Here is a 13050-nt window from a genome sequence, read left to right as displayed (position 1 = left end):
TTGGAACCATCTGACTGTACCGGAGGCAGTTGCAGAGCGAGTTAACAGGATTCTAGAAACCGGCGAGTTCGCGCCGATGGCGCAACTCCTCGGACTTCTGGCCGTGTCATGACCGACGACCCGCCGACCGAGCACCTACTGATTCAGCAGTACTTGCACTACGCGGATCACAGTCGTGTCTGCGCGAGCTGCCTCGCGCTCAAGCACACCTTCCGCGTCCCAGCGGTGGAAGACGTAGAGCTGCCCGTCACGGGCGACCGCTTTGGCATGTGGCTGTGGCGGTGCGTGTGCGCAGACTGCCGCTGTCCTGCCGTCCTTGTGACCACCGGCCCACCGATGGGGCCGGACGGAGAAGCACCGCCATCTAGTGAAAAGAGTGAGTGAGCACATGCAAAAAATTGCCGGCATCGACGTTCGCATGAGTGCGGACATCGACGAGAACTGCGCCATTGAGCACGAGGTGACCGGACAGCAAGCGTTCTTCGCCTTCGCAGATGGCGCTGTCGCTCTGCACTTCACGAACGAGCAGGCATTCCGGAACTTCATGCGCCAGGCGATGAACGTCCTGGCGACGTTCGGGCTCAGCTCCGATGAAGCCGCGGGACGCAGCAGCTAAGGGCACACCCGTGCCTCTGAGAGGCTGAGTGTCCGATGCCGTACACCGTGCGCCTCCGAACGGACAGCTTCACTAAGGCGGTGGCGCTCGCTGGCATCAGGAGTGACTACGCCTTAGCCAAGAGAATGGGTGTCAACCGCTCCACAGCGATGCGGGTACGTACGGGCCAACTGCAACCTGGTGCGGCGTTCATCGCTGGGGCGCTGGTGGCACTCTCCCCGATGCAGTTCGATGACCTCTTCGAGGTCGTGACCGTGTAGCGGCGCTCAGCCCGCCAAGGCACCCTGCCTTGGCGGGCTTTCTTGTGGGTGCGGTCGGCCTGACAAGCTGGTGAAGACTGCGGTGCGACTGCCCCGTCTTCGCTCAGTCCACGCCTTGAGCCCGCACCCCGTCGACGCCACGAGCAGCGAACCAGCCAGCACTCCCGCCCACAGCTCGCGCTCTACGACCGTGAGCCACCCGTGCGCCAGGCCGGTACCGGCAAAGGTGCCCGACAGCACTAGCCAGGTGACGTACTCCCGGTGCCGGTACGTGACCAACTTGACGTACGGCGTGCGGCGTCCCTGCATGGTGTGCCTCCCTGATAACCCGGTTATCGCTGCTACCGAGATCAGGGGTTACGCCGACTACCGTCCCCGAGGGTTGTGCTCGCTGTACGTGTCGAACACCTGGTTCAGCTCGTCGTCAGAAGCCAGCTCGTCCACGCGCACCGTGACAACACTTACCAGGCCCGCCGGGTCGAGCACCCTGAGCACGGCGTGCGCGATGGCCACGTAGCGGTCAACCGGGAGGCCGGGTGGCGGCTTGAGCGCGATGCGGCGGTTGGTCACGGACTGAGCGTGCCGCTGGACCAGTGGCCCAGCAAGGCGTTGGACCAGTGGGGCGAGAAGCTCGTTCGGGCGTCAAGTTGTTTTGTTCATTTTTGAGATTCTTTGGGGTCGACTTTTCGCTATACAAAGCAATAATGACCGCCGACGGAACCCCATTTGGTTCAAAAACGATATTGCTAATGCTTGCAATTATGTTTTAACTGCATCAATATACGGGAAGCCAGAACGCAAACCCCCATTATTGGAGGAAAAAGCAATGGCAACGAAAGTCGTAACTCTAGACGACCTGGACGGCACCAGCGAAGCCGCTGAAACCGTCCTCTACCTGCTCGACGGTCAGTACCTAGAGATTGACCTCTCCGCCGACAACACCAAAAAGTTCCGCGAAGCACTTGCACCCTTCGCCGCCGCATCTCGCCCCGTACAGGCTAAAGACGCCACTCGCCGCATTGCGGCCAACGGCTCGACGCCGACCCTGCACGTGAACGGTAACGGGGCCGTGGTCCCCACAAGCGATTTCGACCCTGCTGTAGTTCGAGCATGGGCACTCGCTAGCGGACACCAGATCGGTGACAAAGGCCGGGTTCCGCAGAACTTGGTAGCCGCTTGGCGGCAAGAGCAGGCTAACAAATCAAGCGCGTCCGCGTAAGGACGCTAGGGGCCGTAGGCGCTACATGTGCTTACGGCCCTTTATCTTGTAGAATATAACTAATGCCACAGATTGGAATGAAAGCCTGGGACGCCAAGTGTCGTGAGTTGAAGTTAACTACCGACAAGCTCGGCATGCCTATCGATGCCAATATTTTTGACACAGTAATTGCGCTTCAGTTGCTCGGAATACGTACGGTCATGTCATGCGGTGGCCATGGAGGTCGAATCACGGGAGGCCCTTATGTAATTTTCAGTGATCCGCAGTCTAGAGAGTTCGAGGCCGAGTATCGCAGGATAGACGACCGAAGCGATAAGCGTTATAAAACGTTACGTGATGAGGCACGCCGACTGAACTTGCTTGAACGCCAAAAGCTGCTACCCCACCTGGAGGCATTCTACGACAAGCGCTACGTCCCTTACGGGGCTCGACTTATTGTGACTCCGGTTGGAGCCGAAGGCAGTCGGTTGCAATGCCAAGGAGCTGCCATGCGGCGACTTGACCCGCATAACAGCTCCTTGCTGGAAGCTCATCGTAGCGAAATGAAACAATTCACCCACTATCTACGGTATTCGGTTCTGACCAGCGACAGGGAAACGGGTTCCCTCGACGCTACCTGACGCTGTAGTTAGTGATCGCCAGGGTTGTGCTCCGGGTCGTCGGCAGGGTCGTCGTACTCGACTTCGCCGGAACCGCCGCAGCCAGTGCAGGTGATCTCGCCATCTTCTGTTTCGATGGTTCCGTCGCCGTCACAATCACCGCAAGTTGCAGTAGCCATTTCCGTGCTCCATTTTAGTTGAAGATCGACACAAGCTTGCAAAAAGACGTTGGTTGTGTTATATATAGATCAGCTCCTTTCGGGAGTGCTCCTCGAACTTACTTAGGCTGCGCCTCGCAGGACGAGTCAGCCGAACCTAGCTGACAGCATTTAGGTCAGCACCACTTTTGACCTCCAGGTAACACGGGGAGGTCTCCTGGCAAGACCCGCTCCCTTCCGGGAGCTTCGCAAAAACGCCGATTCGGGAGTATCCGCCTAAGTTCATTCCGCCTTCTTTAGCCACATTCGAGGTGTGGCCAGGCGATGATGAACTTTGCGAGTTACCCGTGTCCATATTTCTGCTTTGGCGGTGTGTCCTGCGCACCGCCAAAGGCCCAGGGCTGCACGTTCAGACGTGCGGCCCTCTCTCGTGTCTTATTCATGGCTTCAGCCATTCGGGGTCAGGACGAGTAATCAAACGAGCGTTGGTGTACGCCTGATCGAGAGTTATCGCGGTCGCGCCGCGATACTGGCGGTTCTTGCAACTCACAACCAGAGCTAGATCCGCCACCCTGGGCGTATCTAGGCAGATCGGTAGCAGCAACTGCATTGATCCCCTGTAGAACTGAGGAACTGCCACCTTATAGTTACGCGCGAGTCGCTTGATCGACTTAGCACATACGTTATCGAGGTGTTCAGCAGCTCGCTCCACGCTGCCACCCAGGTAGGCCGGAAATCGATCAATGCGGTCTTTAGCGATGTGACGCGCATTGATCTCGATCGAATACGCTCGGTTGTATACCAGCACGCTTGGGTCGGTGTAGTACTCGGCCGTAACGGGGACCCCACCATCGAACGGCCCGTGCAAACGAGTGTGGGAAGCTTCGTAGAATCCTTCTAGTTTCCACGGCCGTTCATCGCGCCGATCGGGGTTGGCATTAAACAACGCGATGACTGGCTCGTGATACTGCGTGTCGAGACCTGTATTGAAGCAGGCCAATTTACGACCTGCACTGTCACGACCATAGGCGATCGTGTATCGCTCCATCTGCGACTCTTCAAGTAGCCGCTTGAAGGTATACCGCAGGTAGCTCTTGAGGATCGGGAAACGGCAATAATGGTTTGGCTTCTGTTTGTATTGCCAGTCCTCGTCATCAGCGACTCGCTCTAGCTTCGTAAGCCAGTCATCGTCTCTACCCATATCGGCGAACCGATGCAGCGGTGGAGCTGCGTCGAGGCGCTTGACGGCAACTGCTTTCTGCCCGAATTCCCAGTCTTTTTGGACGGCGTATTCTACCGCCTCGCCATCATCAGGGATAACGTCTGTCCGACTTTTTCCCATGATCTCACGACGGTGCAGGAAAACTGGCGGATCATCTTCCTTAGCCCCATCGGGTGTAATGAAGCCGCGCATGGTCTCGTGATCGAAACTCAGTACGATTCCGCGGTGACGACCTGTTTCCGCAATGAGCGACTTTACCATGGTCGCAACTGGACCGCTTGGCTTGTCTTCGATCTCGAAGCTTACAGGTTCCGTCGGAACCAAGTTGCGATAACGATCATCTTTAATGGCGTTCCTTCTGACTTTCACCTCTTGCTCTTGACCATTAACCTTGATGTATCCGTGCCCTGACGCGGCGTCGAACCACTTCACTCTTCCCTCGGGCATGACAGACTCCAATAAGCCCCCGCCAATGCGAGTGCTACGGATTTGATCTTTTGGATGGCGGTTATATCCCGCCTCATCAGTGTGATCTGAACCACTAGGGCGGACGTTACGCCGCTCGGCCTAGCGGTACAAGGCCAAGCTTGTACCGATGTAAGCTCGGTCGGTGACGTCGCCATCAGGCCAAATGGGTGACGCCCGGCAGCGCAGTGCCGCGACGAAGCGTGCCCGCAGCCGGGCCGCGCTGGTGACTGCGGCAGCCGGGGTCTTCGCCGAACGTGGCTGGCTGGGTGCCCGTATGGAGGACATCGCTCGTACCGCCGGGGTTAGTACGCCGACCGCGTACAACCACTTTCCCGGCGGTAAGCAGCAGCTCATGGGCGTGGTCTATCGACCGCTCATAGACCCACTGCTCGACGCGGCCGATCAAGCTATCCGCCGTGAAGATGATCCGATGGAAGCCGCGGTGCGGGTGGTGTCCGTGCTGGTAGCGATACTTAAAAAACATCAACAACTATCTATCGCGCTCGCCGCTGCCGCCGTAGAGCAAGCGCTCAAGGCAGCCTGGCCGACTAACCCCGACCCGAACGATATTCGCGTACTCGTACCGCTGTCCGCGCCGCTCGCACAGATCATCGAGTACGGCCAGCTCCGAGGCGACTTCCAGGACTACCCGTCGGCCGGAGACGCCAGCAACTACCACACCAACGCGATCTTGCTGCGGGTCTTTGCGCAACCTAACGAGCCAGCGGCAGACACCACCCGTGTTGCACTCAGTCAGCTCACGCGCGCACTGAGTAACGCTTGAGAGCCGCCAGATTCACTCTTGTGGGTGTATGGATGTAACGCCACCGAGCATTTCGGCGACACTTGGTCACTAGTAAGCGGATGCCCAGGCTTCTAGCCCAGGGGCTTCTCCGAGCGAGTTGAGGAGCAGAACGTGAGCCCCAAACAGCCAACACCTGACGAAGCCCCTGATCTGCTCGGACCAGGAGTGGCTCCGGACGAGCTGATAGCCGAGGCGGCCCCCTGGTTTGGTCACCTGGTGAACAACACCATTAACGTGGGCATACCGTTCATTCGTGGATACTTTTCAAGCGCTGAACTGCATCCCGCCGCCTCAACTATCTTCAGTCAGGCCATGAGCGACTTCATGAGCCTCACTCACGAGCTTGCCTTTGGTACGGGGCGTTCGGCCGCACGATCCGCCCGCTCGATCATCGAACACGCGGTGAACTTGAAGGATGTCCTGTCCTCTCCTAAGCGCGCGAAGCGCTACATGGATCATCTGATTTTCGAAGCGGAGTTCACCAATAGCCTTACGCTCGGATTTGATGTGCTACCGCGGGGTGAGAAGAAGAAACTGCTGAGCTTGCGGTCATTCCGTTTGAAGAAGGCTCAGGACGAAATCGACGCGGTGACGAATCAGTACGACACTAAGTTCCGTAACGGCTGGTCTCAGCATAACTTGCGGCAACAGTCTGACAAGTTCGGCCTGTCCCACCTTTACCCGGCCTATCGCCTTGCCTCTCTTGTCACGCACGGGTCACCGGGAGGACAACTCGGCTTGGTCCGCCAGATTGAGGGTCGCAGAGTACACCGAACCTCCGCCTTGGCCATTCATCTTTGCCCGTTTGCCTACATAGCGGGCGTCGAGTCTATGAAGGTCGTGGTGGACACCATGGCCGATCTCCGCACTGATCTTGATGCCTCGCTCCTCGTTGACGGAATCGAGGAGTTGAGGCAACGCTGGCCGGACTATACACAGGCGATGAACAAGGTCGATAGAAAGATATGGCCGAAGGAGCCGCCACCGAACCCTACGATGGTACTGGCGGTGTCTCGCGATGGCACGCAGCGCTGGTACTGGTTCGAGCCGGTAACCGACACGATTATCGAGTCCAACGCGCCAAAGTTGACGGATGGTGCAAGGCGTCAGGTCACAGCCTTCACTAGGAAAGTTGTCCAATCCCCAGGCGAGTACATCATTAAGGGGAGGCGCTTCGCGACGATGACCTTGCCGGGCAACGTGACGGCCACTCCGAAAATCGGTGCTGCGATCGTTCCCGCGCGCACGATCATGCTAACCCCGGAGGAAGCCCGATCGCTAAATCACTGGGTGATTCGCCCCGATGGGTCAGTCGAGCGGGCCGAATAGTAAGGCCCTGCATCCGACGAATCGAATACAGGGCCGGGTCTAGCCGATCTGATGATCAGCCGTTGTGGTTGATAGGGTGTCCCCACCGGTTGTGGGTGAGCCGTGAAGTGGCACCCCCAGCTTTCATCCAGGCCATGTGATGCGCCCGGTTAACAAAGGTACGACCTGGGCGTACGGGTTCACCGCAGCCACAGGCACAGGGTTGCCGCTCTTGGTTAGCGGCCTCGTCTGACGAGTCGGGTTCATGCCGCTTGTACAGCAAACTCTTGGCCCCGCCCGCCCGTAGCCAAGCCACCTGATGATCTTGGTTCACAAAGGTGCGACCTGGACGCACGGAGTCGCCGCAGCCGCAGGCACAGGGTTGATCTTGATTTTGGTGTTGATCTTGCTTCGGTCGATCGGCTGCGTCACGCGCAGGTCGCCGACCAGCCAGACGACGAGCCAGTTTCTTGATCGTGGCTTGCCAGAGGGAGTTCGCCAGTAGTCCCGCCAGGGGCTCCAGACTCTTCTTGCTGGCAGAGCCCTCATAGACCGTCCCACGTGGACGGTCTTTTGCGTTCTGCGGAACGTCCGGACCCCTCGCGTGCCCGCGCCGCCAGGTCGCGTAGCGGTAGTGACAGGTGGACGGCGCGGTCCTTTGTGGATGGTTGCGCCCCGGTGGAGATGGGGCCGGTGGGGTGAGCTGGGGTGGGTTTGGTAGGTGGTGGTCTGCGGTTAGGTGGGGATTGGTTGGGACCGGTGGGGTGGTGGGCTGGCAGGTTCATGCTGTTGGGGTTCGTTTTGGTTGATGATTGGTTTCCGGTTCGGGGTTAGAGTGGTTCGGACGAGTTGTTGTCAACCCCCTCGACACGTGCGGGCTCGTCGTGTGGTTGTGGGAAGCGGTCGCGGGTTGGGGCTGCTTCCCACGACCCGCACGTCCACCTGGCTCATGATGGGTACATGCGTCTGGACCAGATCGTGGTGGATTGCCTGGACCCCGCAGCACTCGTGCGGTTCTGGGCGGGGTTGCTCGGTGGTGAGGTGGTGGAGCGGGAGCACGGGTGGGCGCACGTCGTGCCGCCCGGGTGGCCTCGGATCTCGTTTCAGCCCGTGCCGGAGTCAAAGGCGGTGAAGAACCGGCTTCACCTGGACGTCGACGTCGACGACATCGGCGCGGCGACGGAGAAGGCCGTTGGGCTCGGGGCGACGAAACTGGGTGGCGTGCAGACCGACGAGCAGGGCAGCTTCCAGGTGCTGCTGGACCCGGCGGGCAACGAGTTCTGCTTCGTCAAGGCCGCCCCCTAGGACGTGATGGCGCGGCACAGCGCCTCGCCGAAGCGGATCGCCAGCACCACCATGAGCACGCCGATGGCGAAGGTCACCAGGCATCTCAGGATCACGCTCAGCTTCCTCACGCGCACAGTGTGCCTCCAATTCAGCCCGTAGCAGCGGCAACGGCGGAACGCAGCGCGCGCACGACCGCGACATCCCCCTCCACCGACACGTCCTCCTCCCCGACCCTCCCCCACAACCACAGGTCTACCGCGGACGCGGAGCCGCTGACGACGGCCGCCGGGTCGGCTCGAGGGCAGTAGTCGACGATCCCCTCGTGCAGCGCCACGGTCCACTCACGGCCCGGTACGCGCAGCGTCACGGCTCGCCCTGACGTGTGGACACCGGGTGGCTGGTGGCAGCCCAACCACAGCCGCAGCACCTCGTCGATGCCGTCCGCCGCCAAGCCCGGCTCCAACGGCGCCGCCGAGCCGGTCGCGGCCTGCGCGTCGACCCGGTGCACGGCCGTCTCGTGCGCCATCCGCCGCACCCAGAACCCCACCGTCCCGTCCCACGGGCACCACGTCGCCGCAGGCGCGGCCGCGCGCGCCGGATCCAGCACGGCGATCAGCGCCGCCGCGCCGACCCGGTACCAGTCGACCAGGTCGGCATCACCGGGCGAGCACTCCCAGTCCGCCGGACGCGCGCCGCGCGCGATCCACTGCGCCACCACCCGGTGGATTGAGCCGACGTGCACGAGCAGGTCACCGATCGTCATCCCGGGACACGCCGGCACGTCACGATCAGGTGGTGCCAAAGTTGCTGCGACCGCCAACGCCTCCGCTTCGACGCGGAGCGCGCTCGCCAACGAATGGGCATCCAACGAATGGGCATCCATAGGCGCAGCATCGCGGAACCGACGGTCTGGGTGCGACCCCTGAATTGGATCGCGCACGACGGCCGACCGGCGTATGAACGTGCCATGGCGCTCAACCTCCGCACCCTCACCGCGGACGACCTCCCGGAGTTCCAGCGGGTCGTCAACTCGGCATTCCTGTTCGACAGCGTCGAGGACCAGCTCGAACGGTGGCGTGGCCTCTTCGAGCCGGACCGGCACCACGCCGTGTTCGACGGTGACGAGCTCATCGGCGGCGGCGGCATCCAGACCCGCGAGATCACCTTGCCCGGAGCCGGCCCGGTACCGGTCGCGGCGGTCACGTCGGTCGGCGTGAAACCGGGCCATCGCCGTCGCGGCGTGCTCACCCGCGTCATGCGCGCCCAGCTGCACGGCATGCACGAGGAGGGCGCCGAGGCGATCGCCGCGCTGTGGGCCTCGGAGGCGGGGATCTACCCCAGGTACGGCTACGGGCTCGCGGCCGAGTTCACCCGGCTCGACGTGCCGCACGGCGCGAAGTTCCGCCCCGGCGTGTCGACCGGCGGCGAACGGGTGCGCGAGGTGCCGCGCGACGAGGCCATGCCGGTGATGAAGGCCGTGTACGAAGACCTGCGGCCGTCCCGGACGGGCTGGCTGAGCCGCACGGACGCCGCGTGGGACCACCACCTCGCCGACACCGAGCGCGACCGCGACGGGCTGAGCGCGTACCGCTACGTGCTGCACCCGCAGGGTTACGCGGTCTACCGGATCAAGGCGGACTGGCAGGTGCGCGGCCCGCGCAACGAGCTGCACGTGCGCGAGCTCGCGGCACGGACCGACGAGGCGTACGCGGCGCTCTACCGCTACCTGCTGGACCTCGACATGGTCGGCGAGCTGAAGTTCTTCACCGCCTCCGACGACCCGGGCGTCCACCTGCTGGAGGACTCGCGGCTCGCGCTGCGCGGCCGGGCCGACTCGCTGTGGGTGCGGATCGTGGACGTCGACCGCGCGCTCCCCCTGCGCCGCTACCTCTCCGACGTGGACGTGGTGCTGGAGCTGTCGGACGAGTTCTGCCCGTGGAACGCGGGCCGGTGGCGGTTCACCGTCAAGGACGGCGCCGCGACCGTGCAGCGGGTGGACGACGACCCGGACGTCGTGCTGGACGTGCAGGCGTTGGGGGCCGCGTACCTCGGTGGGACGAGGTTGGCGACGTTGGCGCGGGCCCAGCGGGTGAGTGAGGTCACCGCGGGTTCGCTGAACGCCTTGTCGCACGCGCTGTTGGGCGATCGGGAGCCCCACTGCCCGGAGGTGTTCTGACCGTTTCGGGAACCTCCGCCCGGCGTGGGGCGTTTTCCGGACATCAAGCACCGGGAGGGTCGATGACCACCACGATCGTGTTGCTCGTGCTGTTGGTCCTGGTGGGCGTGGTCTGGTACGCCGCCCGCTCCGCGGCCGAGAAGCGCCGCCGGGAGCTGGAGGACGCGCAGGCCGAGGCACGCCGTTGGGTGGAACGGCTCGGCGGCCAGGTGATGAACCTGACCGGCACGGACGTGGCCTCGCAGCAGGCGATGGCCGACGCGTCCGAGCGGTTCACCGCGGCCGGGTCGCAGATGGAGCAGGCGCGCACGGTGGAGCAGTGCCGCCTGGTCACGCAGACCGCGATGGAAGGCCTGTACTACGTGCGGGCCGCGCGCGTCGCGATGGACCTCGACCCCGGTCCCGAGCTGCCGGACCTCACCGGCCAGAGCCGGGCGGGCAAGGTGTCGGAGGAGCGTGACGTCACGGTGAAGGGTCACCGCTACGTCGCCTCGCCGCGGCCGGGTTCGCAGACGCCGCACTACTACCCCGGCGGCGTGGTGGCGGGTCGTCCGGTGCCGGAGGGCTGGTACTCCGAGCCGTGGTGGAAGCCCGCGCTGGTGGCGGGCGCGTGGGGCTTCGCGTCGATGATGCTGTTCAGCGCGATGTTCACGGGCATGGTCGGCGTGCCGGCGGCCGTGGCCTCGGAGGACCCCGGCGGCGCCGAGGACGGCGGCGACGGCGGTGATGGCGGCGACGCCGGTGGCGACTACGGCGGGGACTTCGGCGGCGGCGACTTCGGTGGCGGCGACTTCGGCGGGTTCTGAGTCAGGCGGGTTCTCAAGGTCAGGCCGGTTGGCAGGTCGGGCACCAGTAGAGGTTCCGGCCGGCCAGCGAGGCGGCGGCGACGGGCGTGCCGCAGACCAGGCACGGTTGGCCGGTGCGGCGGTAGACGTAGACCTCGCCGCCGTGCCGGTCCTGCCGCGGCGCCCGGCCGGTGACCTCGGGCAGGTGCTCGGGCCGCACGGTGTCGATGCGCCCGACCTTCACGCCGGCGCGCATGAGCACGGTCAGGTCGAGCCACAGGTCGTCCCACAACGCCCGGTCGACCTCGTTGCCGGGCACGAGCGGGTGGACGCCGTGCCGGAACAGCACCTCGGCCCGGTAGACGTTGCCGACGCCCGCGAGCACGGTCTGGTCCATCAGCAGCACGGCGATGGACTGGCGCGACCGGGCGATGCGCGCATGGGCCAGGTCGGGTTTCGCGTCACGGCGCAGCGGGTCCGGGCCGAGGCGGGCGCGCAGCGCGGCCACCTCGACGTCGGTGAGGACCTCGCACCGGTTCGGGCCGCGCAGGTCCGTCCAGTGGGTGGGGCCGGCCAGCCGCATCCGCACCTGGCCGACCGGCTGGGTCACCGGGTGCGGCGACTCGGTGAACGTGCCGTAGAGGCCCAGGTGGACGTGCACGGTGGCGTCCGGGCCGTAGACGTGGAACAGGTGCTTGCCGTGCGCCTCGGCGCGCCGGAACAGCCGACCGTCCACAGCGGACGCGGAGAACTTGCCCTGCGGGCTCGACACCCGGACCGTCGAGCCCGCGTACCGGCGCTGGTGCAGCTTCGCCAGGCGGTGCAGCGTGTGACCTTCGGGCATCAGGGCAGGGCCGGCGCCTCGCCGGTGCGCTCGTACTCGCGGAGGATGTCGATGCGGCGCGCGTGCCGCTCCTGCCCGGAGAACGGGGTGGCCAGGAACGCCTCGACGATCGCGAACGCCTCCTCGGTGGTGTGCATCCGGCCGCCGACGCCGATGAGCTGGGCGTCGTTGTGCTCGCGGGCGAGCTTCGCCGTCTCCACGCTGTAGGCGAGCGCGGCGCGGGCGCCGGGCACCTTGTTCGCGGCGATCTGCTCGCCGTTGCCGGAGCCGCCGATGACGATGCCCAGGCTGCCCTCGTCCGCGACCACGCGGCGGGCGGCCTCGATGCAGAACGGCGGGTAGTCGTCCTCCGCGTCGTACACGGCCGGCCCGACGTCGACCACCTCGTGGCCCGCGTCGGTCAGGTGCTTGACGAGGTGGGTCTTCAGCTCGAAGCCCGCGTGGTCCGATCCCAGGTAAACGCGCACGTCAGCAAGTCTGCCATCCTTGGCCGCGTGTTCGGACAAGAGGGTTGCCGGCTGCGGTTGGAGTGGGGTCCCGAGGGGGTCGCCGCCCTCGGGGAGCAGTGCGCGGTGCTCGTGGTCGTGGACGTGCTGTCGTTCTCCACCGCGGTGGACATCGTCGTGGCACGTGGTGGGGCCGTGCGGCCGGTGCACTGGTCGAAGCGCGCGTCGGCGGCACGTCCGGCGGACCCGTCGTGGACGTTGCGGCCGTCGTCGCTGGTGTCCGTGCCGCCGGGGACGGAGCTGGAGCTGGCTTCGGCGAACGGCGCCACGTTGTGCTCGTCGGCCGAGGCGACGGGGGCGATCGTGCTGGCGGGGTGCCTGCGCAACGCGCGGGCGGTCGCCGTGGCGGCTCGTCAGTTGGCGGCGGGTGGGCCGATCGGCGTCGTGCCGGGCGGTGAGCGGTGGGGCGTGAACCTGACCGACGAGGCCGACGCCGGACCGTTGCGACCGGCGGTGGAGGACCTGCTCGGCGCGGGCGCGATCATGTCGTCACTGCTGGGCTACGGCTCGGCGTCGGTTGAAGCGGCGTTGGCCGCGGAGATGTACGCGTGGGCGTCGGTGGAGGACGTCCTGAACGGTTGTGTGTCCGGTCGTGAGCTCATCGCCGCGGGCCACGCGGGCGACGTCGCCCTCGCCGCCGAGGTCAACGTGAGCACCGCCGTCCCCCGCCTGACCGACGGCGTCCTCCACGCGCGGGGTTAGCTTGTCTTTTAACCTGTTCGGCGGGGTTTGGTGCCCACCTTGTGGTGGGCCGGTCGGGTGTGTGCCTGGCCGGTGGCCAGGACGAGTCCGACGTC

14 protein-coding genes are annotated in these 13050 nt (G+C 64.4%); 9 read left to right on the top strand and 5 right to left on the bottom strand.

The genetic code is table 11. From position 1 onward, the window contains the following. Window positions 1-376 precede the first annotated feature (376 nt). A complete protein-coding gene (locus tag ACZ7GX_RS18555; RefSeq protein ID WP_498778239.1) occupies window positions 377-616 on the top strand; it encodes a hypothetical protein in 240 nt (79 codons plus the stop codon). A gap of 626 nt (window positions 617-1242) precedes the next feature. On the opposite strand, the gene ACZ7GX_RS18550 is transcribed toward ACZ7GX_RS18555, so the two are convergent. Next, the gene (locus ACZ7GX_RS18550; RefSeq protein ID WP_498778237.1) at window positions 1243-1446 is read right to left on the bottom strand and encodes a hypothetical protein; all 204 of its coding nucleotides are present in this window, start codon (window positions 1444-1446) and stop codon (window positions 1243-1245) included. Window positions 1447-1702: 256 nt separating this feature from the next. On the opposite strand from ACZ7GX_RS18550, the gene ACZ7GX_RS18545 reads away from it, so the two are divergent. After that, window positions 1703-2095, top strand: coding sequence for a histone-like nucleoid-structuring protein Lsr2 (locus ACZ7GX_RS18545; protein ID WP_498778235.1), 393 nt, complete (start codon window positions 1703-1705; stop codon window positions 2093-2095). Between the two features lie 62 nt (window positions 2096-2157). Continuing rightward, window positions 2158-2715 (top strand): hypothetical protein, encoded by a 558-nt coding sequence (locus ACZ7GX_RS18540; RefSeq protein WP_498778232.1) that lies wholly within the window; start codon window positions 2158-2160, stop codon window positions 2713-2715. A gap of 576 nt (window positions 2716-3291) precedes the next feature. Here ACZ7GX_RS18540 and ACZ7GX_RS18535 read toward each other — a convergent pair. After that, window positions 3292-4506 carry a DUF3825 domain-containing protein gene (locus tag ACZ7GX_RS18535; RefSeq protein ID WP_498778230.1) on the bottom strand — a complete coding sequence of 405 codons (1215 nt, stop codon included), beginning with the start codon at window positions 4504-4506 and terminating at the stop codon, window positions 3292-3294. Between the two features lie 178 nt (window positions 4507-4684). Between ACZ7GX_RS18535 and ACZ7GX_RS18530 the strand changes: the two genes are divergently transcribed. The 3 genes from ACZ7GX_RS18530 (at window position 4685) to ACZ7GX_RS18520 (ending at window position 7960) form a co-directional block, all read left to right on the top strand. Further along, a complete protein-coding gene (locus ACZ7GX_RS18530; protein WP_498778227.1) occupies window positions 4685-5326 on the top strand; it encodes a TetR/AcrR family transcriptional regulator in 642 nt (213 codons plus the stop codon). 132 nt (window positions 5327-5458) lie between these two features. Continuing rightward, window positions 5459-6676, top strand: a complete 1218-nt coding sequence (locus tag ACZ7GX_RS18525) for a DUF5677 domain-containing protein (protein ID WP_498778225.1) — start codon at window positions 5459-5461, stop codon at window positions 6674-6676. Between the two features lie 939 nt (window positions 6677-7615). Then, a complete protein-coding gene (locus ACZ7GX_RS18520; protein ID WP_498778223.1) occupies window positions 7616-7960 on the top strand; it encodes a VOC family protein in 345 nt (114 codons plus the stop codon). 130 nt (window positions 7961-8090) lie between these two features. Here ACZ7GX_RS18520 and ACZ7GX_RS18515 read toward each other — a convergent pair whose 3' ends face one another. Next, on the bottom strand, window positions 8091-8825 hold the full coding sequence (locus tag ACZ7GX_RS18515) for a maleylpyruvate isomerase family mycothiol-dependent enzyme (protein WP_498778220.1): 735 nt from the start codon (window positions 8823-8825) through the stop codon (window positions 8091-8093). 84 nt (window positions 8826-8909) lie between these two features. On the opposite strand from ACZ7GX_RS18515, the gene ACZ7GX_RS18510 reads away from it, so the two are divergent. Then, window positions 8910-10118 (top strand): GNAT family N-acetyltransferase, encoded by a 1209-nt coding sequence (locus ACZ7GX_RS18510; protein ID WP_498778218.1) that lies wholly within the window; start codon window positions 8910-8912, stop codon window positions 10116-10118. Between the two features lie 62 nt (window positions 10119-10180). Continuing rightward, a complete protein-coding gene (locus tag ACZ7GX_RS18505) occupies window positions 10181-10924 on the top strand; it encodes a hypothetical protein (RefSeq protein WP_498778216.1) in 744 nt (247 codons plus the stop codon). A 19-nt stretch (window positions 10925-10943) separates the two neighbouring features. Here ACZ7GX_RS18505 and ACZ7GX_RS18500 read toward each other — a convergent pair whose 3' ends face one another. Both ACZ7GX_RS18500 and ACZ7GX_RS18495 read right to left on the bottom strand, forming a co-directional pair. After that, entirely contained in the window at window positions 10944-11747 is an 804-nt protein-coding gene (locus ACZ7GX_RS18500; protein ID WP_498778213.1) for an Fpg/Nei family DNA glycosylase, read from the bottom strand. Continuing rightward, the gene (locus tag ACZ7GX_RS18495) at window positions 11747-12214 is read right to left on the bottom strand and encodes a ribose-5-phosphate isomerase (protein WP_498778211.1); all 468 of its coding nucleotides are present in this window, start codon (window positions 12212-12214) and stop codon (window positions 11747-11749) included. Before ACZ7GX_RS18495 ends, ACZ7GX_RS18500 begins: the two co-directional genes overlap by 1 nt. A 27-nt stretch (window positions 12215-12241) precedes the next feature. On the opposite strand from ACZ7GX_RS18495, the gene ACZ7GX_RS18490 reads away from it, so the two are divergent. After that, window positions 12242-12955, top strand: a complete 714-nt coding sequence (locus ACZ7GX_RS18490; protein WP_498778209.1) for a 2-phosphosulfolactate phosphatase — start codon at window positions 12242-12244, stop codon at window positions 12953-12955. The last annotated feature ends 95 nt before the right edge of the window (window positions 12956-13050 follow it).

This window comes from Actinosynnema sp. NPDC037264, from assembly GCF_055603705.1.
Note: the sequence above shows the minus strand (reverse complement) of the source record. Positions and strands in the feature narration are given on the sequence as shown.